Raw genomic sequence first — 20,434 nt, forward strand, 5'->3', positions numbered from 1 at the left:
ATTCAGTTGTAGGTAAACAGGATGTAATCGAACGTGCAGCACTAGGTATCGCGATAGAGCCATGGCACACTCGGCCTGTTCCGTCCGGCCCGGGATCACGCCATGGACCATTGCAAACAGCTCGAATCCTTCGTTGCCGTGGCGCTGCACGGCAGCTTCTCGGCCGCGGCCCGCAGCGAAGGCGTGGCTCCCAACGTGATGCGCGAACGCATCGACGCGCTGGAGGGGCGCCTGGGCGGCCGGCTGGTGCACCGCAGCCCGCGCGGGCTGTCGCTGACCGAGGCGGGCGCCGGCTTCCTGGATGCCGCGCGCGCCTTGCTCGCCAACCTGGAACAGGCCGAGGCGGCCGTCTCGGCGCGCGCCTCGGGCGCGCACGGCCACCTGCGCGTCACCGCCCCCGCGGGCTTCGGGCGGCGGCACATCGCCCCGCTGATCCCGGCGCTGGTGGCCCGCCATCCTTCGCTCGACATCACCCTGGACCTGCACGACCACTACGCCAGCCTGCCCACCGGCGACTTCGATTGCGCCTTCTTCATCGGCGACCCTCCCGACAGCAGCCAGGTCGCGATCCCGCTGGGCGGGACGCGGCGCGTGGTGGTCGGCAGCCCCGCCTACCTGGACCGCGCGGGCGTACCGGCCCGCCCCGCCGACCTCGCCCGCCACAACTGCCTGTGCTTCCACGGCGAAAGCCAGATGCAGGCCCGCCATTGGCAGTTCCGGGTGGATGGCCGGCTGCTGCAGCAGCCGGTCTCCGGCACGCTGCGCTGCTCGGACGGATCGACGCTGCACCAATGGGCACTGGCCGGCATGGGCCTGGCCTGGCGCGCGCTGTGGGAGGTCGACGACGACCTGCGCCACGGCCGGCTGCGGTCGGTGCTGGACGACTACGCGGTGTCGAACGTGGGCATCTACGCCGTGGTGCCCCAGCGCCGGCACATGCCGTCGCGGGTGCTGGTGTTCATCGATCACCTGCGACAGGCCTACGGCGATCCGGGTTATCCGTCGGCGCCGGCGGCCCGGCTGTAGGCGGTCGTTCGCGCCGTCCCGAAAAAGAAAAACGCCCGCGCAAGGCGGGCGTTCCAGATCCAGGCAGCAGCGCCGCGTACTGGCGCGCCGCAGTCCCGGCGGAGCTCTACCCCAGCTTGGCCAAGACCGCGTTCAGCGTGGCGCTGGGACGCATGGCCTTGCTGGCCAGCTCGGGGCTGGGACGGTAGTAGCCGCCGATGTCGTTCGGCTTGCCTTGCACCGCGCCCAGCTCGGCCACGATCTTGGCTTCGTTGTCGGCCAATTCCTTGGCGACGGGCGCGAACGCGGCCTGCAGTTCCTTGTCCCCGGTCTGGGCGGCCAGGGCCTGGGCCCAGTACAGGGCCAGGTAGAAGTGGCTGCCGCGGTTGTCCAGGCCGCCGACCTTGCGGGCGGGCGACTTGTCCTCGTCCAGGAACTTGCCGGTGGCCTGGTCCAGCGTGGTGGCCAGCACCTTGGCCTTGGCGTTCTTGTACGTGTCGGCCAGGTGTTCGATGGAAGCGGCCAGGGCCAGGAACTCGCCCAGCGAATCCCAGCGCAGGAAGCCTTCTTCCAGGAACTGCTGCACGTGCTTGGGCGCCGAGCCGCCGGCACCGGTCTCGAACAGGCCGCCGCCGGCCATCAGCGGAACGATGGACAGCATCTTGGCGCTGGTGCCCAGTTCCATGATGGGGAACAGGTCGGTCAGGTAGTCGCGCAGCACGTTGCCGGTGACCGAGATGGTGTCCTGGCCCTTGCGGATGCGCTCGACCGACAGCCGGGTGGCCTCGACCGGCGACAGGATGCGGATGTCCAGGCCGCTGGTGTCGTGGTCCTTCAGGTACTTCTCGACCTTGGCGATGATCTGGGCATCGTGGGCGCGGTTCTTGTCCAGCCAGAACACGGCCGGGGCGCCGGTGGCGCGGGCGCGGCTGACGGCCAGCTTGACCCAGTCCTGGACCGGCGCGTCCTTGGTCTGGCACATGCGGAAGATGTCGCCGGCTTCGACCGGCTGCTCCAGCAGCACCTTGCCGGCTTCGTCGACCACGCGCACCGTGCCGTCGGCCGGCAGCTGGAAGGTCTTGTCGTGCGAACCGTATTCCTCGGCGGCCTGGGCCATCAGGCCGACGTTGGGCACGGTGCCCATCGTGACCGGGTCGAACGGGCCGTTCTTCTTGCAGTCCTCGATGACGACCTGGTAGACGTCGGCGTAGCAGCGATCGGGAATCACGGCCTTGGCGTCATGCAGCTGGCCGTCCGGGCCCCACATCTTGCCCGACTCGCGGATCATGGCGGGCATCGAGGCGTCGATGATGACGTCGCTGGGCACGTGCAGGTTGGTGATGCCCTTGTCGGAGTTCACCATGGCCAGTTCGGGACGCCTGGCGTATTCGGCCTTGATGTCGGCTTCGATCTCGGCCTGCTTGTCGGCCGGCAGGTCCTTGATCTTGGCGTACAGGTCGCCCAGGCCGTTGTTGGGGTCGAAGCCGACCTGCTTGAGCGCGTCGGCGTGCTTGGCCAGCACATCCTTGAAGAACACGGACACCACCTGGCCGAACAGGATGGGGTCCGAGACCTTCATCATGGTGGCCTTCAGGTGCACCGAGAACAGCACGCCCTGCTTCTTGGCGTCCTCGATCTGGGCTTCGATGAAGCTGGCCAGTTTCTTCTTGCTCATGGTCGAGGCGTCGATGATCTCGCCCGCCTTGACCGCGGTCTTTTCCTTCAGCACCTTGGTCGTGCCGTCCTTGCCCACCAGCTCGATGCGGACGTTGCCGGCGTTCTCGACCACGGCGGACTTCTCGCTGCCGTAGAAGTCGCCGCTTTCCATGTGGGCGACGTGCGACTTCGAGTCGGCGCTCCAGGCGCCCATCTTGTGGGGGTGCTTGCGGGCGTAGTTCTTGACCGACAGCGGCGCGCGGCGATCGGAGTTGCCTTCGCGCAGGACCGGGTTCACGGCGCTGCCCTTGACCTTGTCGTAGCGGGCCTTGACGTCCTTGTCGGTGTCGTTCTTGACCTCGTCCGGATAGTCGGGAAGCTTGTAGCCCTTCTGCTGCAGTTCCTTGATCGCGGCCTTGAGCTGCGGGATCGAGGCGCTGATGTTGGGCAGCTTGATGATGTTGGCTTCCGGCTTGGTCGCCAGCTGGCCGAGGTAGGCCAGGTCGTCCGAGATCTTCTGCGCGTCGGTCAGGTACTCGGGGAACACGGCGATGATGCGGCCGGAAAGGGAGATGTCCCGCGTTTCGACGTCGACGCCGGCGGAACGGGTGAAAGCCTGGACGATGGGCAGCAGCGAGTACGTCGCCAGTGCAGGCGCTTCGTCAGTGAGGGTGTAGATGATCTTCGACGTGGTAGACATTCTTTATTGAATCTCACTCGATTACGGAAGTAGCGGAGATTCTCGGACAACCCCCTGGGACCGGGCATGCACTGGCGGCCATGCAGGGGACGTCGCGCGGGCGCCCTGACACCCGCGCGCCGGCTTCGATTGCCTGAAGAATCGCGTCCTCGCGAATGCCGTGGCGGCCCGGGCCTCCCGGCCCCGGATCCGCGGCTTTCACAATGCGGAGTGAGATTTTATCACTGCCTGCCTGGTCGGCGCCCCGGGCGGCAACGACGGGAAAGCCGTCCCGTCATGCACATCCGAGCACGACGCGGACCGCCAGCGCTCGGCCGCGCCGGACGCGACTCCGGCGACAACCGCGCCTTTCCGGCTCGACCGGGCACGGCACTTGCGCAATCGGGTCGCCCGTGGCGGGCATGCGTGCCCGCCGCCGTCCATCCACCTTCCAATCGGAGATCTTCATGCGCGCCATCCTGCTCTGGCTCCTGGGCGTTCCCATTCCCATCATCATCCTGCTCGCCCTGTTCTGGCACTAGCGCCCGCGCCGCTTCGCGGTCCACGCCTCCTTCCAACCACAAGAAAAGGCCACCTCATGGAAAACGCTACATCCGCAGGTAATTCTTACGTTTCCAGCCCCACCCTGGCACGCGCGAACGAATCCCCCGCGTCCGCGGTCTCCTGGGCCGCCATCATCGCCGGCGCCGTCATCGCCTCGGCGGTCTCCTTCATGCTGCTCGCCGGCGGCGCGGGACTGGGCTTCGTCTCGATGTCCCCGTGGTCCGGCGAAGGGGCCTCGGCCACCGCGCTGGGCATAGGCGCCATCGTCTGGATGATCCTGACCCACATCATCGCGTACGGCCTGGGCGGCTACCTGGCCGGACGGCTGCGCACGAAATGGGTCGGCATCCACACCGACGAGACCTACTTCCGCGACACCGCGCACGGCTTCCTGGTGTGGGCGCTGAGCGCCGTCGTCAGCGCCATCGTGCTCGGTTCAGCGCTGATGTCCGCCGCGGCCGGCACGGCGAAGGCCGGCGCCACCATCGCCGCGGGCACCGGCGCCGCAGCCACGGCCGCCGCCGGGCAGGCGATGCAGACGGACCAGGGCGGCATGCCGACCGGCTACGTGGCCGACCTGCTGCTGCGGAGCGAACAGCCCAACCCGGCCGGGGACCCCGGCGCGGTGCGGGCCGAGGTCGGCCGCATCGTCGCCGCCAGCGTGGCCCGCGGGGAGCTGAGCGCCGAGGACCGCGGCTACCTGGCGCGGGTCGTCTCGGCGCAGACCGGCGCCGACCAGGCCACGGCCGAGAAGCGGGTGGACGACGTCGTCACGCGCGCCCGGCAGGCGGCCCAGCAGGCCGAGCAGACCGCGCGGCAGGCGGCGGACACGGCCCGCAAGGCGGCCGCTGCGTTCGCCCTGTGGGCCTTCGCGGCCATGCTGATCGGCGCCTTCGTGGCAAGCTGGATGGCCACCGTGGGAGGCCGGAGCCGCGACGACATCGTCTAGCGGAACGGGCCGGGCCGGCCGCGGGCGTCGATTTGCGCGACAATTGCGGCATCGACCACACGCGGCGCCCGCCGGCCCGCCCCAGCCCCTTCCCCCCGCAATGACAGCGCCGCGCAGCGACACTCCCTTCAGCCTCAAGCAGATCGCCGTCCCGGCATTCGGTCCATCAGTCCTCTACGGCGTCGGCAACGGCGCCATCCTCCCGATCATCGCGCTCAGCGCCCGCGAGCTCGGCGCCTCGGTGGCCCTGGCCGGATTGATCGTGTCCCTGATGGGCATAGGTTCGCTGGTCAGTAACATCCCGGCCGCCATGATCACGTCCCGCCACGGGGAACGCCGGTCCATGGCGGGCGCGGCCGCGTTCAGCGTGCTGGCGCTGCTGCTGTGCATCTTCGCCACGCATGCCTGGATGCTGGCCGTGGGGGTCTTCCTGGTGGGCATGGCGGCGTCGGTCTTCATGCTGGCCCGCCAGACCTACCTGATCGATGCCGTGCCCTCCTACATGCGGGCGCGGGCACTCTCCACACTGGGCGGCACCAACCGGATAGGCGTCTTCATCGGCCCTTTCGCCGGCGCGGCCATGATTCACTTCGTGGGCATCAACGGTGCCTACTGGGTGGCCGCGGTGGCGATCTCGGGCGCCGGGCTGATCGCTCACCTCGCCCCCGAGATGGGCGGCCAGCTCCATGCCGATTCCGCGCGCGCCAAGCCGCGCGTCCAGGACATCGCGCGCGACCATGCCAAGGTGTTCCTGACCCTGGGCCTGGGCATCCTGCTGGTCAGCGCCCTGCGCTCGTCGCGCCAGGTCGTGATCCCGCTGTGGGCCGACCACCTGGGGCTCGCGCCGACCGCCGCCTCGATCATCTACGGGCTGGTCGCCGCCATCGACATGTCGGTGTTCTATCCGGCCGGCACGATCATGGACCGGCACGGCCGGCTGTGGGTGGCGCTGCCCTCCGTGCTGCTGATGGGCGGCGCGCTGATGGCCACCTCGCTGACGACCGGCGTCGTGTCCTTCCTGATCGTGTCGCTGATCCTGGGCTTCGGCAACGGCATCAGTTCGGGCATCGTCATGACACTGGGGGCCGACTCCTCGCCCGCCCATGGACGCACGGAGTTCCTGGGCATCTGGCGCCTGATCGCCGACGTGGGCAACAGCCTCGGACCGGTCATCCTGTCGGCCATCACGGCCGTGGCGTCGCTGACCATAGGGGTGGCATCGGTAGGCACGCTGGGGCTCGCAGCGGCGGCCGTCCTTTGGCGGTGGCTGCCGAAGAGGGCCCCCCCTACGCGCTGACGCGCGCCCCCCAGGGGGCGATGCGGGTGGACCGGCGGAGCCGGATCCACCGCATCCTGGGTCTAGTACCCGTTTCTTGGGTTGTGGCGCCGGTGCTATCGCTGGCTGCCGGCGACAGCACCGGTGCTTCATCCCAAGACAGTTTCCCCAGACCCAGGAAACCGCGGATCTGGCTTTGCAGTCCGCCGGTTCGCCCCCTCGAGGGGGCCCGCGCAAGCGGGTAGGGGGTGGGCTTCCCCGACCGGCGGAGTCGGATCCTGGGTCTGCTCTTCGTTACTCGGGTTTTACGCCGGCTTCGGCGATGACTTCTTCCCAACGCTTCTTTTCGCTGCGGATGAAGTCGCGCGCCTGGGCGTGGGACTTGATCATCGGATAGGTGCCCAGTTCCGCCAGGCGGGCGGCGAAGGGACCCTGGCGCAGTGCCGCGTTGACGTCGGCGCTGGTCCGGTCGATCACGGCCTGGGGCGTGCCCTTGGGGGCGAACATGGCGAACCAGCCGGAAGCGACGGTGCCGGGTACGGCGTCCTTGGCCAGGGGAATGCCTTCCAGGCCGGGCAGCGCTTCGTCGGCCGTGACGGCGATGGCCTGGATGCGGCCGCTGCGCACCAACGGAAGCAGCGGCGCGGTGCCGTCGACGTACAGCGGGATGTCGCCCTTGATCAGCGCCTGGATGGCCTGCGTCGTACCGCTGAAACCGATCTGCCGGAACCGGGCATGGGCGTACTGGCCCATCATCTCGGAGGTCAGGTGGGGAACGGATCCGCGGCGGGGGCTGCCGATGACCACGTCGTCGGGCCTGGCGCGGGCGGCGGCCAGGATCTCGGCCACGCTCTTGTACGGCGCCTGGGCATTGGCGACGAACAGCATCGGCGTATAGGCGATGGTGGCCACCGTCTCGGCATCGCGTTCGATGTCGAAGCGGGCTTCCTTGTACATGACCGGCGTGGTCACGGCCGCCGCGGCATGAAAGAGCCCCAGCGTATAGCCGTCGGGCGCGGCCTGGGCCAGTTCCTGCATGGCGGCGATGCCGTTGCCGGCGGGGCGGTTCTCCACCACCACCTGCTGGCCCCAGGCCGCGGTCAGCCGTTCGGCCACCAGCCGCGCGATGATGTCGGGGGCGCTGCCGGCGATGGACGGCACCACCATCTTCACCATGCGGGCCGGATAGGTCTCGGCGGCAAGCGCCGGCACCGCGGCCAGGATGCCCGCCAGCGCGGCGGCGCAGGCCAGTTTGCGATCCATGTCGTGTCTCCTCCGGTACGCGCGGGCAGGCTGGGCGCCACCCGCTCCTCGACCATATTTGATATGCATTCAATTAATGTACGAATAATTGATTGAGTATCAAATAATGGTTTGTACGGAGGCAGGACGCGCGCCGCGCCATGGCGATCCTATCCCTGGCGCGGGCGCCGGGTAGAGGAAGCGCCCGCGCGCCAGGCGGCGATGCCGTCCAGCGTGATGCGCAGCCCTTCGTCGAAAGCCGTGGCCGAACTCAGGCGAGCGAACGAGCGGCTGATGGCGCGCGCGGCGGGGTAGGGATCCGCCGACTCCAGCCGCGCCCGGATGAAATCCTCGTGGTAGGCCGGCATCTGCCGCGAAGCCTCGGCCATGCTGGCGCCCACCAGGTACTGGGCGATCAGGTGGTAGGCCAGCGCCACCTGGTCGTTCGTGAAGCCGCCCTGCATGATGGCCGAGGCCATATGGTTGAAGAACACCATGCCGTAGTCGGTCTCGTCCGGCTCGACGTCCTGGAACAGGCGGTAGCGGTTGTGCGAGGCCACGTACATGCTGGCACCCGGATTGGCGATGGCCACCGCGAAGCTCAGCCGCGCGATGGTCTCGACGTCCGAGCGCCAGTCGCCAGTCAGCGCGGGCAGCTTCTCGACCCGCTGGCGGTAATAGTCGTTCAGGACGCCCGACACCAGCTTGTCGCGTCCGCCCATGTAGTAGTGGATGAGGCCCGGCGCGACGCCGAAATCGCGCGCCAGCTGCACCATCGAGATCTGGTCCAGCGGCATGCTCTTGGCCAGTTCTATCGCGCGCTGGAGTATGGCCCAGCGGCTCAGCATGGGCTCGGCGGTGATCGGCGATTCGACCTTGGGAGGCCGGCCGCGGCGGCGGGGAACGGGGGCCTGGGCGGCGGCCTTCTTGGGGGCGGGCATGGCGGGCGGGGCGGGTGGAGACGGCTCTATCGTAGAAAATTATTGCCAGGGCGGCAATTTCCGCGTCCGTCGCGCCCGCTATCCGGCCAGCGCCGCCACCCCGGCCTCCTCCATCTCGCGGACCAGTTCCGGATACTGGAGCTTCAGGCGGTCGCGATCGACCCGCCCCGTGCGGGTCATGAAGCGGTAGACGAATTCGTGCGGCGAGTCGATCCGCATCCATTCGCGCACGCGCTCGTACCAGGTGTAGGACGCTTCCGAGGCGCGGATGAGCCGCTGCTTGGCGGGCTTGCGCGACGCCACGTACAGCGCCAGCGCACCGCCGACGTCGTCCGGGCGCTGCCGCAGTGCCTCGGCCAGCGCGACGGCGTCCTCCATCGCGATGCGGGTGCCCGAACCGATGGAGAAATGCGCGCTGGCCAGCGCATCGCCCAGCAGCACGCGGTTGCCCGCATGCCAGGATCGATTGCGCACCACCGGAAACTGGCGCCAGCTGGAATGGTTGGACACCAGCCCATGCCCGCCCAGCTCCGGCGCGAACACCTGTTCGAACAGGGCTTGCCGCCCCTGCGCGTCCATCGCCTCCATGCCGAACTCGACCCAGGTCCGGTCGTCGCACTCGGCCACGAAAGTACTCATGGCCGCCGAGTACGGGTAGTAGTGCGCGACGAAGCAGCCGCCCCGCCATTCGCGGAACACCAGTGCCGGCGTCTCGAAGGCCTTGTCGACGCCATACCAGGCGAAGTGGTTGGTCAGCCGGCCGTGCGTCGTGCCGAAGGCGGCTTCGTCGGCCGCGCGCAGCGTCGAATTCACGCCGTCCGCGCCCACCACCAGGTCGGCGTCCAGCGCATGGACGTCGGCCAGCCGGTGCTCGTGGCGTACGTCCACGTCCAGGCGGCGGGCATGGTCCTGCAGGATGCGCAGCAGGTCGATGCGCGGAATCGCGCCGCCGCCCGCCCCCGGCCGGCGCACGACGATGGGCCGCTCGCGCATGACGATGGTCTGGCGGTCGTTGAAGCGCATGGCGCCCATCAGGTCCTCGACCACCTCGGGCGCGGCCTCGCGCAGCGAGGCCAGGCCGGTGTCGGCCAGCACCACGCCGAAGCCGAAGGTCGCGCCGGCCGGGTTCTGCTCGAGCACCGCGATGCGCGCATGCGGCAGGCGCTGCTTGAGCAGGATGGACAGGAACAGCCCCGACGGGCCTCCACCGACGATGATGACCTTCATGGCGACTCCGGGTCGATGGCGAGGGTGTCCATGTCGAACGCGGCGATGCGGCCCGCCAGGCCGCCCGTCAGCGCGCCGTACCAGACGGCGGGCTTGAAGCCCAGCTCCTTGCGCCGGAACCGCAGGCCGGGCGTGCCATCGATGCGGGCGTAGCCGGCCGCGCCCCGGCCCACCGCATAGCCTCGGGCGCGCGCATCGTCCAGCAGCGGGGCGAACTCGGGCACGTCCAGCACGTACACCGACGCCACGCCGGCCGGCCGGTCCACGTCGTCCAGCGCCGCCGCCTTGCGCCGCCACACGGGCTCGATGCCGTCCAGGCGCTCGCCCTGCCCCGCCTCCAGCGCCATCGCGGCCTCCAGCGTACGGGCGGCATCGTCCGCATCGGCCTGGCCGAAGGGCCGCAACTGGGTGGTGATCTCGATGGGGTAGCCGTTGGGATCGTTGAAGTAGATGGACTCGATCACCTCGTGGCGGATCTGGTAGCGCAGCGGGATGCCCGCGGCTTCCACGCGCGCGCGCCACCGCAGCAGCTCGGCCTCGTCCGGCACCCGCCACGCGGTGTGCGTCGCGCGTTCCTGGTAATGGTCGCTCACGCGCAGCTTGTCCGGACGCTGCGTGCCGATGTAGTAGAAGAACGCGATGGTGCTGCCATTGCCGCTGTCGAAGAAGAAGTGCAGGAAGTCGGCATGGTCGCCCGGCCCCCAGCCGCGCGCGGAGATCGCGTGCACCAGCGGCAGGCCGAGCTGGTCGCGGTAGAAGCGCACCGTCTCGGACAGTTTCCAGGTGGGGCGGGCGGTATGGTGCACGCCGTGCAATCGCAGAGGGGAAAGCGCTTCGGTAGTCATGTCGGAAGTTCCTCGTTGCTGGGCGCGGCCTGCGCCAGGATGGCGGCGATCCGTTCCCGCAGGATCTGCTTGCTGAGCTTGCCGGAGGCCGAGAGCGGGAAATCCGCCAGGACCTCGATGCGTTCGGGCCACTTGAACTTGGCCAGCCCCTCGCCATGCAGGAAGCGGCCCAGTTCCTCGACGTCCGGCGCGTGCGCCGACGGCCGGAGCGTGGCGAACAGGCAGGCCTTTTCGCCGTAGACGGGATCGGGCATGCCGACCAGCGCGCAGTTCAGGATGGCGGGATGGCGGCTGACGACGCCTTCGACTTCCTCGGCGTTGATCTTCTCGCCGCCCCGGTCGATCACGTCCTTGATGCGGCCCTGGAAGAAGTAGTAGCGCCGCCCGTCCTCGATCCGGCTGGACATCAGGTCGCCCGAACGGTAATGGCCGTCCGCCGTGAAGCGGTGCGCATCCTCGGCGGCGGACTTGTAGTAGCCCTGGATGGTGTACGGGCCGCGGAACAGCGCTTCGCCGATCTCGCCGTCGGCCACCGGCTCTTCCGTGCCGGGGCGCACGATCTTCACTTCGTCGTGCTCGGATACCGGCCGGCCCACCGAACCGTCGTTCAGATGGGGCGGATCGTCTTCGCGCGTGAACATGATCACGCCTTCGGTCATGCCGAAGATGTGCCGTGCCGGCGATCCCGTCAGCCGCGCCATGCCGCCCGCGTTCTTCGAGGTGATGAAACGCCGGCGCGCCTTCTCGCGCTCGTCCGCCAGGGCCAGTTCTGGCGCGATGCGCGTCAGGATGGGACCCGGCGCGCCGAACCACGTGGGGCGATGGTCCCGGACCAGCGCACGCAGCGTTTCCTCGCCCAGGTCAGGGGCTACCGTGATCGCGCCGCCGCACAGCAGGAAGGGGCCGAAGCAGCAGCCCATGTTGAGGTTGTGCATGTACGGCGTGGGGAAGAACAGCACGTCGTCGCGGGTGTAGCCGTTGCAGGCGGCGACGGCCCGCATGTTGTACACGTATTCGCTCTGGAAGCGGGGGATGATCTTGGGCACGCCGGTCGTGCCGCCGGACAGCTGGAATACCGCGACCTGCCATGGGTCGTGCTCGATGTCCGCCAGCATCGCCCTGGCGCGCTCCCAGGGCATGGCATCGATCAGTTGGCGCAGCCCGTGCGCGCCGGCGCGCGGCTCGCCCCGCGCCTGCACGATGTGGCGCAGCGTGGGCACGGCTTCCTGCATCTCGCGCGCGAAGGCCACGTCGTCGAACCGGGCGTCGTCGCCCTGGACGAGATGCAGGCGGGCATCGGCCAGCTTCGCCAGGTAGCTCACTTCCAGTTTGCGGAAGGCCTGCAGGGCACAGATGGGAATCAGGCCGGCCTTCAGGCAGGCCAGGAAGGCCACCAGCAATTCGGCGCAATTGCCGCTCTGCAGCAGCACGCGGTCATGCCGGACCAGCCCCAGCGCCAGCATGGCGGCGCCCAGCCGGTCGCTGTCGCGGTCCAGGTCGCGGTAGCTCATCCTTAGCTGCGGCCCGACCAGCGCCAACCGGTCGGCATGCAGTGCGAGCGAGCGCGCGAACGCGCCAGCCAGCGTCTCGCCGCCCAGCAGTCCCAGCCGCGCGTAGCGGCGCAGGCGATCGGCATCGGGATAGCGCACGCCCTCGAGCCGGACCCTTGGTTCCACGTTCATCATGTCTGCGTCCATGTCATGCTTGAGCTGGGGCCTAGGCCATTTTTTCGCGCAGCCATTCGCCGACCGCGCGCCCGGCGATACGCTGGCCGGGCTCCTCGCCCGGGGCCAGCGCCAGGCCATGATGATTGCCGCGCACGCGCACGTGGCGCTTGTCGGCCGCCCCGATCTGCTCGTGGATCTTCCGTATGTCGGCCGGAAAGGTGCACTGGTCGCCGGTGTACTCCACCAGCAGCGTGGGCTGGGTGATGGCGCCCGCGGTCTTCTCCAGCGAAGCGTTGGACGACAGTCCCGACCAGGTGGACAGCCACGACTCGGGCGTGACCACCCGGGCGAATCCCACGCTGCCCCAGTTCGAGACCAGCGGACTCCTGCCCCACAACGATCCGGTCCTGCGGTCCGACGGATCGATGGAAATGTCCCACGAACGCAGGTCCGCGTCGGTGCGCCACACCTGGAAGATGGGCGCGTGCGCCGCGATCCGCTGCTCGGCCATCGACGCCCCGCCCGCCTTGACCTTCGCCCTGGCCTCGGCCTTGCGCCGCAGCATCTGCCGCGCGCGGGCATCGATGCGGGCGACGCGCTCGGCCTGGGCGGCACGGTAGCGCTGGACGAATGCGGGATCGTAGGACGCGGCGCCCGTCTCGGCATCGTAGCCGTTGTCCCGTGAGAAGGGATCCAGCGCGGGATCGGTCTCCAGGGGATCGTCCTCCGACACCACGGAAGGATCGATGCCCGCCATCAGCAGCCTTCCCTGCCCGGGATGCGGGGACAGCAGGATCATGCCGTCGGCGCGCGGCATCTCCAGCTCGGCCAGGGCGGTGGGCCGCCCTCCCGGGGTGCGGGCAATGCGCTGCCCGGCCGGCAGCGACGACTGCTGGTTGTACAGCGTGTACAGGCCGGCGCCGCCCGAGTTGCCCAAGAGCACGATGTTCTCGTAGCCCAGCGAACGCAGGTGCGCCATGCCGGCCGCCACGTCGAACAAGGCCACCTCATGCTCGAGCCGCAGGTCGTTGCCGATGGAACGCGATCCCTGCACCCAGCAGGCGCAGCCGGCGTCCAGCACATGAGGCACCATATAGTGCGTCACCGCCATTTCCCGCGGATGCATCAGCGACACGACCGTCTTGCCCGACTCGGCCGTGGTGAACAGGAAACCCAGTGTGCGCTGGCCGTCGGCCGTGCCCAACGCGTAGGGCACCACCTGGTAAGGCCGGCTCATCAGCCGTGGGTCCCACGACGCGCCTCTCATGCCGGCCGTGACGACCGGCTTGTCGGTAGTGGCCAAGGCAGTCTCCTCGAATTAAATATCACCCTGTCAATTAAATTATGCTTTATTTGATATCATGTCAATTATTTTCATCGTATGGCGATTCACCTTGTTACAGGCCCCATGATGGAGCGTGTATAGACTCGTTGTTCGAGCACCACGAGGTGATGCCTTGAGCTTCTCAGCCATGGACTCGGCCCGACTCCAGGCCGGGGAAAAAGAGCCCGGGACGGGCGAGACGGCAATGGGGGTCGGAAGCGATACGGACATCAGCTTCCGTATGTTCGTCAATGCCATCGAAGACTATGCGATCTTCATGCTGTCCCCCGACGGACGGGTGAGGACCTGGAACGCCGGCGCGGCCAAGATCAAGGGTTATGAAGCCGACGAAATCCTGGGCAAGCATTTTTCGGTCTTCTATAACGCCGAGGCCGTGGCGCGGGGCTGGCCGCGCTACGAGCTGGAAGAAGCCGCCCTGCATGGCCGCTTCGAGGACGAGGGCTGGCGCGTGCGCAAGGACGGCTCGACCTTCTGGGCCAATGTCGTCATTACCGCGCTGCGGGACGAGTCCGGCACCCTCAAGGGCTACGTCAAGATCACCCGGGACCTGAGCGAACGCCGCCGCCAGACCGAGGCGCTGCGGCAGAGCGAGGAACGGTTCAGGCTGCTGCTCGAAGGCGTGGAAGGCTACGCGATCTACATGCTCGACACCGAAGGCATGATCACGAGCTGGAACACCGGCGCCACGCAGATCACCGGCTACCGGCGGGACGAAGTCATCGGCCGGCACTTCTCCATGTTCCATCCCGCCGACGACGCGTCCCCCGAGAGCCCCGACCGGGTGCTGCGCATCGCCCAGGCCGAGGGCCGCTATGAAGAGGAAGGCTGGCGCCAGCGCAAGGACGCCTCGTTGTTCTGGGCGAACGTGACCACCACCGCCGTCTACGACGAGGCCGACCAGTTGCAGGGCTACGCCAAGATCATGCGCGACATGAGCGAGCGCAAGCGCCTGGAGGAACTGGAGCTGGCCAACCGGCGCATGAGCGAGTTCCTGGCCACCCTGGGCCATGAGCTGCGCAACCCGCTCGCCCCGGTGCGCAACGCCATCGGCATCCTGCAGAAGGACCTGGACATCGACCCCACCGTGGCCCGCTGCCGCGACATGATCGATCGCCAGATCACGCACCTGGCCCGGCTGGTCGACGACCTGCTGGACATCGGCCGCATCACCTCCGGCAAGATCGAGCTGCGCCTGGCGCCGGTGGACATGCGCACCATCATCGAACGCAGCATCGAATCGTCGCGTTTCCACACCGATGCCCGCGAACAGCGGATCGACGTGGACCTTCCCGCCGAGCCGCTGATGGTGAAGGGCGACATGACGCGGCTGGTGCAGGTGCTGCACAACCTGCTGCACAACGCCTCCAAGTTCTCGCCCCCGGGCACGGCCATCACCATACGCGCCTCCCGGCAAGGCCGGTCGGCGCTGATCGAGGTGGCCGACCAGGGCCGCGGCATGCCGGAACAGGCCCTGGATGCGGTCTTCCAGTTGTTCGTACAGGAAGACCGCGAGACCAACCCCACCGACAGCGGACTGGGCATAGGGTTGACGCTGTGCCGGTCGCTGGTACGCATGCACGGCGGCGCCATTTCCGCGTCCAGCCCCGGGCCCGGCCTCGGCAGCACGTTCACGGTCCGCCTGCCCCTGGACGAGCCGGCGCCGCCCGCGCGGGCCATGGCCACCAGCTCGCGCCGGACGTCGACCGCCAGGCGCATCCTGGTGCTGGACGACAACCGTGACTCGGCGGACAGCCTGGCCATGCTGCTGGAGATCAACGGCCACCAGGCGCGTCCGCTGTACACGGCGGAAGCCGCGCTGCGCATGGCGCCCAGCTTCCAGCCGCACATCGTCTTCATCGACCTGGCCATGCCCACCATGGACGGCTTCGCGGCGCTGCGGGCCCTGAAGGCCATCCCGCAACTGGCGCACACCGTCTTCATCGCCATGACCGGCTATGGGCAGGAAGAAGACAGGCAGCGCACGGCGCGAGCCGGCTTCGACATGCACCTGGTCAAGCCGCTGGACGTCTCCCAACTCGGACCCATTGTCGACGGGGTCGAGCCTGCCGTACCATCCGACGCTCCACCCAGCGCACCCGACGATGCAGGAACTTGCGATGAACAATGAACTTGTCTTCTACACCCACCCGATGTCCCGCGGCCGCATCGCGCGCTGGATGCTCGAAGAGGTCGGCCAGCCCTACCGTACCGAGGTGCTGGATTTCGCCACGACCATGAAGGGTCCGGAGTACCTGGCCATCAACCCCATGGGCAAGGTGCCCGCCATCCGCCACGGCGACGCCGTGGTCACCGAATCCGCGGCGATCTGCGCCTACCTGGCCGATGCCTTCCCGCAGGCGCAGCTCGCCCCGCCCCCGCACAGTCCGCTGCGCGGCGCCTACTACCGCTGGCTGTTCTTCTGTGCCGGCCCCGTGGAAGCGGCGGTCACCAACCAGGCACTGGGCATCAGCGTGCCGGAAGACCGGCGGCGCATGGTGGGCTACGGCTCGCTGGCCGAGGTGCTGGACGTGCTGGAGACGGCCGTGGCCGGCGAAGGCTACGTGGCGGGCGACGGTTTCACCGCGGCCGACGTCTACGTGGGCTCGCAGCTGGCCTGGGGCATGATGTTCGGCACGATAGAGAAGCGGCCGGCCTACCAGCGCTACGTGCAGCGCCTGACCAGCCGCCCGGCGGCGGTCCGCGCCCAGCGGATCGACGACGAGCTGGGCGCGGCCCTCCAGGCCGGCAAGGCCGGCTGACGGCAGCTAGCGCGCCACGTGCAGGAAATGCCGGTGGCGCTCGTACTGGTCCAGGATGTCGCCGATCACGGCGTCGCGGCTCCACCCCATGATGTCGTAGTCCTGGCCGCCCTCGCGCAGGTGGACCTCGGCCCGGAAGTACTTGCGCCCTTCTTCGTCGCGCACCTCGGCGGCGGTCAGGCCGGGACGCACGAAGGACTCCGGCCGCACGGCGTAGGAAAAATCCAGGGCCTCCTGGTGCACCACCTCCAGCGCCACCTCGCCTTCCTCGCCGTCGCGCACCCGCGCCTCGTAGCCCAGCTTCTGCAACTCCTCGACCACCGCCTCCATGGCCGGCCGCACCACGTCCGACAGGAAACGCAGCACATGGGCGCGGCGCGGCATCATGACCATGTTGCGCAGCCGCGATTCCCACGGCTCGCCGCCACCCGCCGGCCGTGAAAGCGCCAGCGACTGATGGTGGATGCGGCGCTTGGTGGCATCGAGCTTCAAGGCCTTGAACAACCCCCATACCGAGGCCAGCAGCACGATGGAGAACGGCAGCGCGCTGGCGATGGTCGCGGTCTGCAGCGCCTGCAGCCCGTCGGCCAGCAGCAGCGCCACGGCCACCACGCCGGTCAGCACCGACCAGAAGATGCGCTGCCACACCGGCGTGGACTCGGCGCCGCCCGAGGCCAGCAGGTCCACCACCAGGGCCCCCGAATCGGCCGAGGTCACGAAGAACACCACCACCATCGCGATGGCCAGCATGGAGATCGCGTGGCCCCAGGGATAGTGTTCAAGGAAGGCGAAGAGCGCCAGCGAACTGTCCGCCTTGACGGTGTCGGCCAGGCTGTCCAGGTGTTCGAACAGCACGAGATGGATGGCCGAGCCGCCGAACACCGTCATCCACAGGAAGGTGAAGCCGGTGGGCACCAGCAGCACGCCCATCACGAATTCGCGTATGGTCCTGCCGCGCGAGATGCGGGCGATGAACAGGCCCACGAACGGCGACCAGGCGATCCACCAGCCCCAGTAGAACAGCGTCCAGCCGCCTATCCAGTCCGTGGGGCGGTAGGCGTACAGGTTGAAGGTCTTGGCGACGATGTCCGACAGATAGGCGCCGGTGTTCTGCAGGAAGCTCTGGAACAGGAAGATGGTCGGTCCGACGGCCAGCACGAACAGCAGCAGGATCACGGCCAGGTACAGGTTGAGCTCGGACAGGATGCGGATGCCGCGATCCAGCCCGCTGGCCACCGACAGGGTGGCCAGGCCGCATGCGATGGCGATCAGAATGATCTGGGTGGCCGTGCCGATGGGCGTGCCGAACAGATGGTGCAGGCCGCTGTTGATCTGCGCCACCCCCAGCCCGAGCGAGGTCGCGACGCCGAACACGGTGCTGATGATGGCGAAGATGTCCACCGCGTTGCCCAGCGGACCGTGGATGCGGTCGCCGATGAAGGGGTACAGCGCGGACCGCAGCGTAAGCGGCAGGTTGTGGCGGTAGCTGAAATAGGCCAGGACCAGCGCCACCACCGCGTACAGCGACCAGGCATGGAGTCCCCAGTGGAAGAAGGTGATCTTCATGGCCTCGCGGGCCGCCGCCACCGTGCCCGCCTCGCCCACCGGCGGCGCCACCAGGTGCATGACGGGCTCGGCCACGCCGAAGAACATCAGGCCTATGCCCATGCCGGCCGAGAACAGCATCGCGAACCAGGTGAAGTTCCGGTAGTCGGGTTCGCTGTGGTCGGGACCGAGCTTGATGTTGCCGTAGCGGCTCACGGCCATGAACACGACCGACAGCAGGATGATGGCCACCGCCAGGATGTAGAACCAGCTCGCGTTGGTCAGTATCCACCGCTGTATCGTGTCGAAGACGTCCCCGACGATGCGCGGGGCGGAGACGGCGCAGACCACCAGCGCTAGGATGAAAGCGGCCGCGGTGAAGAACACTGGGCGATCTATCGTTGTTTTCATGAGGACTCCCCGTTGAACATGCATGCGCGCGCCAGGAACGCGCGCGGCGGGTATCGCCTGCCCCGCATTTTTTCACCCCTGGCCCCTTCCAGGCAAACGCCGTGCGTTAACCAGTTAACCGACAGCCCCGCGGTCCCCCCGCAGAATGGCGTCATTCAAGGTGGAGACTTGCGATGACTATCCTGCGTACCGCACTGGCCGCGCTGCTGGCCCTGGCCGCGACGCCCCCGGCCGCGGCGGCCGATTTCCCGGCCCACCCCATCAATCTGATCGTTCCTTTCGCCGCGGGCGGCACCACCGACCTGCTGGCCCGCACCGTGGCCGGCGGCATGAGCCGGCAACTGGGCCAGGCGGTGGTCGTCATCAACCGCCCGGGCGCCGGCACGGTGGTGGCCGCGCAATCGGTGGCCAAGGCGCCGGCCGACGGCTACACGCTGCTGGTTGCCAGCAACGCCACCCTGGCGATCAATCCCCTGCTGATGAAGGACGTGGGCTACTCGCCCACCGACTCCTTCGGCCACGTCTCGCTGCTGGGCACCGTGCCCAACGTGGTGGTCGCCCGCCCCGATGCCCCGTGGACCACCCTGGTCCAGGCGCTGGACCAGGCGCGCGAGCGCCCCAAGGGCCTGGCCTATGGCTCCATGGGCGCCGGCACCTCGAACCACATCGGCATGGAGCTGGTGGGCCTGCAACGGTCGGCCACCCTGCTGCACGTGCCCTACAAGGGCAGCGCGCCGGCGCTGGTGGACCTGATGGGCGGCAACGTCGACGTGGTGGTGGACACGCTGGCCGCCACGCTGCCGCAGGTGCGCGCCGGCAAGCTCAAGGCCCTTGCCATCCTGAGCGCCAAACGATCGCCGCTGGCGCCCGAGATCGGCACCGCGCAGGAGCAGGGCGCGGGCGAGGTCGACCTGTATTCGTGGTTCGGCATCGTCGCGCCCGCCGGCACGCCGGCTCCGGTAGTCGAGCGCCTGAACGCCGCCGTGCGCGCGGCGCTGGCCGATCCCGGCGTCGCGGCGACCCTGAAGCAGGCCGCCATCGAGCCCGCGGGCTCGACACCGGCCCGGTTCGCCGAGTTCGCCGCGCGCCAGCGCGAGCTGTATGCCCGTATCATCGAACGCACCCGGATCACGCTCAACTGACGCCCGCCATGCACCCCTACGTCTCGTTCATCAATCCCGACCGCCTGCCCGCCCCGAACGGCTTCACCCACGTCGCCATCGCCCCGGTGGACCGGCTGATCGTCGTCTCGGGCCAGGTGGCCTACGCGCCCGACGGCAGCATCGTCGGCAAGGGCGACCTGGCCGCCCAGACCCGGCAGGTGTTCGAGAACCTGGCGACGGCGCTCGAGGCCGCCGGTTCGGCGCTGGCCTATGCGGTCAAGCTCAACTACTTCGTGCGCGACCTGACCGAGGAAGCGGTGGCGACCATACGGCGCGTGCGCGCACCGTACCTGGACGCGGACCGGCCGCCGGCCAGCACGCTGGTGGGCGTAGCCGCGCTGGCCAAGCCCGACCTGCTGCTGGAGGTCGAGTGCCTGGCGCTGCTGCCGCCTCAGTACCCGTCCGAATAAAGCCGGGCCAGCCTGGCCACGTCGGGCACGCGCAGCCCGCCGCGCCTGCGCAGCACCAGGCCCGCGCGCTCCAGGGCGGCCAGCCGCAGGCTGGCCCAGGTGCGGCTGATGCCTGCCATCTTGGCCAGGTCCGCGCGCGTCACGCCCGCTATCTCGGCGCCATGCCCGTCGTAGCCGGGGTCGGCCAGCGCCAGATCGTGCAGGATGCGCGCCAGTTTCGCCGTGGCCGAATCCAGCACCCTGGGGCCGGCTCGCGCGATGCTGTGGGTCGCCAGCATGGCGGCCACGCGCGCCACGTTGATGGCGAAAACGGGCACGGCTTCCATCAGCGCAAGCAGGTCTGCCCGCTCCATGGCCAGCAACGACGCCGGCTCCAGCGCCTCGCACGAGATCGCGCGGGGCTGGTCCAGCAGCGTGCTCAGCAGCCCCAGGGTCTGCCCGGACGTCCAGACGGCGGTCGTGAACTCCTCGCCCGACGGCGCCAAATGATAGGTGCGCAACCGGCCCGCCCGTATCACCCACAGGCGCGGGCTGGGGTCCCCCTGCGCGAACAGGCCCTGGCCGCGCGCCAGTTCGCGTGCCGTCATGCGGTCGAGCACGGCCCGCGCCTGCGTATCGGACAGGCGCTCGAACAACAGCGAAAAGGCGGTATGGGGCAATGCCATGGCGCATTCTTCTTGCCGCCTGCGGAAAAATCAACCGCACCCGGTTCCCGGGGATTCATTACACTGGCCGCGTAGCAGCACCCTG

16 protein-coding genes are annotated in these 20,434 nt (G+C 68.8%); 7 read left to right on the forward strand and 9 right to left on the reverse strand.

Annotated features, from left to right (window positions below):
• Nucleotides 1-102: 102 nt before the first annotated feature.
• Complete coding sequence (locus CDO46_RS08135; protein ID WP_087838041.1) at nucleotides 103-1,026, forward strand: LysR family transcriptional regulator; 924 nt, start codon at nucleotides 103-105, stop codon at nucleotides 1,024-1,026.
• A gap of 106 nt (nucleotides 1,027-1,132) precedes the next feature.
• On the opposite strand, the gene CDO46_RS08140 is transcribed toward CDO46_RS08135, so the two are convergent.
• The gene (locus tag CDO46_RS08140) at nucleotides 1,133-3,361 is read right to left on the reverse strand and encodes an NADP-dependent isocitrate dehydrogenase (RefSeq protein ID WP_087838042.1); all 2,229 of its coding nucleotides are present in this window, start codon (nucleotides 3,359-3,361) and stop codon (nucleotides 1,133-1,135) included.
• 577 nt (nucleotides 3,362-3,938) lie between these two features.
• Between CDO46_RS08140 and CDO46_RS08145 the strand changes: the two genes are divergently transcribed.
• Together CDO46_RS08145 and CDO46_RS08150 are read left to right on the forward strand one after the other, a co-directional pair.
• On the forward strand, nucleotides 3,939-4,853 hold the full coding sequence (locus CDO46_RS08145; RefSeq protein WP_176400683.1) for a hypothetical protein: 915 nt from the start codon (nucleotides 3,939-3,941) through the stop codon (nucleotides 4,851-4,853).
• 100 nt (nucleotides 4,854-4,953) lie between these two features.
• A complete protein-coding gene (locus CDO46_RS08150; protein WP_087838043.1) occupies nucleotides 4,954-6,150 on the forward strand; it encodes an MFS transporter in 1,197 nt (398 codons plus the stop codon).
• A gap of 273 nt (nucleotides 6,151-6,423) precedes the next feature.
• Here the strand turns inward: CDO46_RS08150 and CDO46_RS08155 are convergent, their stop codons facing one another.
• The 6 genes from CDO46_RS08155 to CDO46_RS08180 form a co-directional block, all read right to left on the reverse strand.
• Nucleotides 6,424-7,392: a tripartite tricarboxylate transporter substrate binding protein gene (locus tag CDO46_RS08155; RefSeq protein WP_087838044.1), complete on the reverse strand. Its 969-nt coding sequence runs from the start codon at nucleotides 7,390-7,392 to the stop codon at nucleotides 6,424-6,426.
• 149 nt (nucleotides 7,393-7,541) lie between these two features.
• Nucleotides 7,542-8,312, reverse strand: a complete 771-nt coding sequence (locus CDO46_RS08160; RefSeq protein ID WP_087838045.1) for a TetR/AcrR family transcriptional regulator — start codon at nucleotides 8,310-8,312, stop codon at nucleotides 7,542-7,544.
• Nucleotides 8,313-8,390: 78 nt separating this feature from the next.
• The gene (locus CDO46_RS08165; protein ID WP_087838046.1) at nucleotides 8,391-9,539 is read right to left on the reverse strand and encodes an FAD-dependent monooxygenase; all 1,149 of its coding nucleotides are present in this window, start codon (nucleotides 9,537-9,539) and stop codon (nucleotides 8,391-8,393) included.
• On the reverse strand, nucleotides 9,536-10,384 hold the full coding sequence (locus CDO46_RS08170; protein ID WP_087838047.1) for a VOC family protein: 849 nt from the start codon (nucleotides 10,382-10,384) through the stop codon (nucleotides 9,536-9,538). Before CDO46_RS08170 ends, CDO46_RS08165 begins: the two co-directional genes overlap by 4 nt.
• On the reverse strand, nucleotides 10,381-12,069 hold the full coding sequence (locus CDO46_RS08175; protein WP_087838048.1) for an AMP-binding protein: 1,689 nt from the start codon (nucleotides 12,067-12,069) through the stop codon (nucleotides 10,381-10,383). The genes CDO46_RS08170 and CDO46_RS08175 overlap by 4 nt, the downstream gene beginning before the upstream one ends.
• Before the next feature lie 31 nt (nucleotides 12,070-12,100).
• Nucleotides 12,101-13,288 (reverse strand): alpha/beta hydrolase, encoded by a 1,188-nt coding sequence (locus CDO46_RS08180; protein WP_087838049.1) that lies wholly within the window; start codon nucleotides 13,286-13,288, stop codon nucleotides 12,101-12,103.
• A gap of 292 nt (nucleotides 13,289-13,580) precedes the next feature.
• Between CDO46_RS08180 and CDO46_RS08185 the strand changes: the two genes are divergently transcribed.
• Together CDO46_RS08185 and CDO46_RS08190 are read left to right on the forward strand one after the other, a co-directional pair.
• Nucleotides 13,581-15,524, forward strand: a complete 1,944-nt coding sequence (locus CDO46_RS08185; RefSeq protein WP_254914571.1) for a PAS domain S-box protein — start codon at nucleotides 13,581-13,583, stop codon at nucleotides 15,522-15,524.
• On the forward strand, nucleotides 15,514-16,155 hold the full coding sequence (locus CDO46_RS08190; protein WP_087838050.1) for a glutathione S-transferase family protein: 642 nt from the start codon (nucleotides 15,514-15,516) through the stop codon (nucleotides 16,153-16,155). Before CDO46_RS08185 ends, CDO46_RS08190 begins: the two co-directional genes overlap by 11 nt.
• Before the next feature lie 6 nt (nucleotides 16,156-16,161).
• Here CDO46_RS08190 and CDO46_RS08195 read toward each other — a convergent pair whose 3' ends face one another.
• Nucleotides 16,162-18,111 carry a choline BCCT transporter BetT gene (locus CDO46_RS08195; protein WP_087838051.1) on the reverse strand — a complete coding sequence of 650 codons (1,950 nt, stop codon included), beginning with the start codon at nucleotides 18,109-18,111 and terminating at the stop codon, nucleotides 16,162-16,164.
• A 173-nt stretch (nucleotides 18,112-18,284) separates the two neighbouring features.
• Between CDO46_RS08195 and CDO46_RS08200 the strand changes: the two genes are divergently transcribed.
• Together CDO46_RS08200 and CDO46_RS08205 are read left to right on the forward strand one after the other, a co-directional pair.
• The gene (locus CDO46_RS08200) at nucleotides 18,285-19,253 is read left to right on the forward strand and encodes a tripartite tricarboxylate transporter substrate binding protein (RefSeq protein ID WP_087838052.1); all 969 of its coding nucleotides are present in this window, start codon (nucleotides 18,285-18,287) and stop codon (nucleotides 19,251-19,253) included.
• Between the two features lie 8 nt (nucleotides 19,254-19,261).
• Nucleotides 19,262-19,684: a RidA family protein gene (locus CDO46_RS08205; protein WP_087838053.1), complete on the forward strand. Its 423-nt coding sequence runs from the start codon at nucleotides 19,262-19,264 to the stop codon at nucleotides 19,682-19,684.
• Here CDO46_RS08205 and CDO46_RS08210 read toward each other — a convergent pair.
• Complete coding sequence (locus tag CDO46_RS08210; RefSeq protein WP_087838054.1) at nucleotides 19,666-20,349, reverse strand: Crp/Fnr family transcriptional regulator; 684 nt, start codon at nucleotides 20,347-20,349, stop codon at nucleotides 19,666-19,668. The two genes, CDO46_RS08205 and CDO46_RS08210, sit on opposite strands and share 19 nt — an antisense overlap.
• Nucleotides 20,350-20,434: the final 85 nt, after the last annotated feature.

Origin of the sequence: Pigmentiphaga sp. NML030171, from assembly GCF_002188635.1 — a bacterium.
Lineage (GTDB): Bacteria > Pseudomonadota > Gammaproteobacteria > Burkholderiales > Burkholderiaceae_B > Pigmentiphaga > Pigmentiphaga daeguensis.

Bases quoted from the DNA above. Each gene is read 5' to 3' on its own strand.
- CDO46_RS08135 (WP_087838041.1), top strand. From the start codon at position 103: ATGGACCATTGCAAACAGCTCGAATCCTTCGTTGCCGTGGCGCTGCAC.
- CDO46_RS08140 (WP_087838042.1), bottom strand. From the start codon at position 3,361: ATGTCTACCACGTCGAAGATCATCTACACCCTCACTGACGAAGCGCCT.
- CDO46_RS08145 (WP_176400683.1), top strand. From the start codon at position 3,939: ATGGAAAACGCTACATCCGCAGGTAATTCTTACGTTTCCAGCCCCACC.
- CDO46_RS08150 (WP_087838043.1), top strand. From the start codon at position 4,954: ATGACAGCGCCGCGCAGCGACACTCCCTTCAGCCTCAAGCAGATCGCC.
- CDO46_RS08155 (WP_087838044.1), bottom strand. From the start codon at position 7,392: ATGGATCGCAAACTGGCCTGCGCCGCCGCGCTGGCGGGCATCCTGGCC.
- CDO46_RS08160 (WP_087838045.1), bottom strand. From the start codon at position 8,312: ATGCCCGCCCCCAAGAAGGCCGCCGCCCAGGCCCCCGTTCCCCGCCGC.
- CDO46_RS08165 (WP_087838046.1), bottom strand. From the start codon at position 9,539: ATGAAGGTCATCATCGTCGGTGGAGGCCCGTCGGGGCTGTTCCTGTCC.
- CDO46_RS08170 (WP_087838047.1), bottom strand. From the start codon at position 10,384: ATGACTACCGAAGCGCTTTCCCCTCTGCGATTGCACGGCGTGCACCAT.
- CDO46_RS08175 (WP_087838048.1), bottom strand. From the start codon at position 12,069: ATGATGAACGTGGAACCAAGGGTCCGGCTCGAGGGCGTGCGCTATCCC.
- CDO46_RS08180 (WP_087838049.1), bottom strand. From the start codon at position 13,288: ATGAGCCGGCCTTACCAGGTGGTGCCCTACGCGTTGGGCACGGCCGAC.
- CDO46_RS08185 (WP_254914571.1), top strand. From the start codon at position 13,581: ATGGGGGTCGGAAGCGATACGGACATCAGCTTCCGTATGTTCGTCAAT.
- CDO46_RS08190 (WP_087838050.1), top strand. From the start codon at position 15,514: ATGAACAATGAACTTGTCTTCTACACCCACCCGATGTCCCGCGGCCGC.
- CDO46_RS08195 (WP_087838051.1), bottom strand. From the start codon at position 18,111: ATGAAAACAACGATAGATCGCCCAGTGTTCTTCACCGCGGCCGCTTTC.
- CDO46_RS08200 (WP_087838052.1), top strand. From the start codon at position 18,285: ATGACTATCCTGCGTACCGCACTGGCCGCGCTGCTGGCCCTGGCCGCG.
- CDO46_RS08205 (WP_087838053.1), top strand. From the start codon at position 19,262: ATGCACCCCTACGTCTCGTTCATCAATCCCGACCGCCTGCCCGCCCCG.
- CDO46_RS08210 (WP_087838054.1), bottom strand. From the start codon at position 20,349: ATGGCATTGCCCCATACCGCCTTTTCGCTGTTGTTCGAGCGCCTGTCC.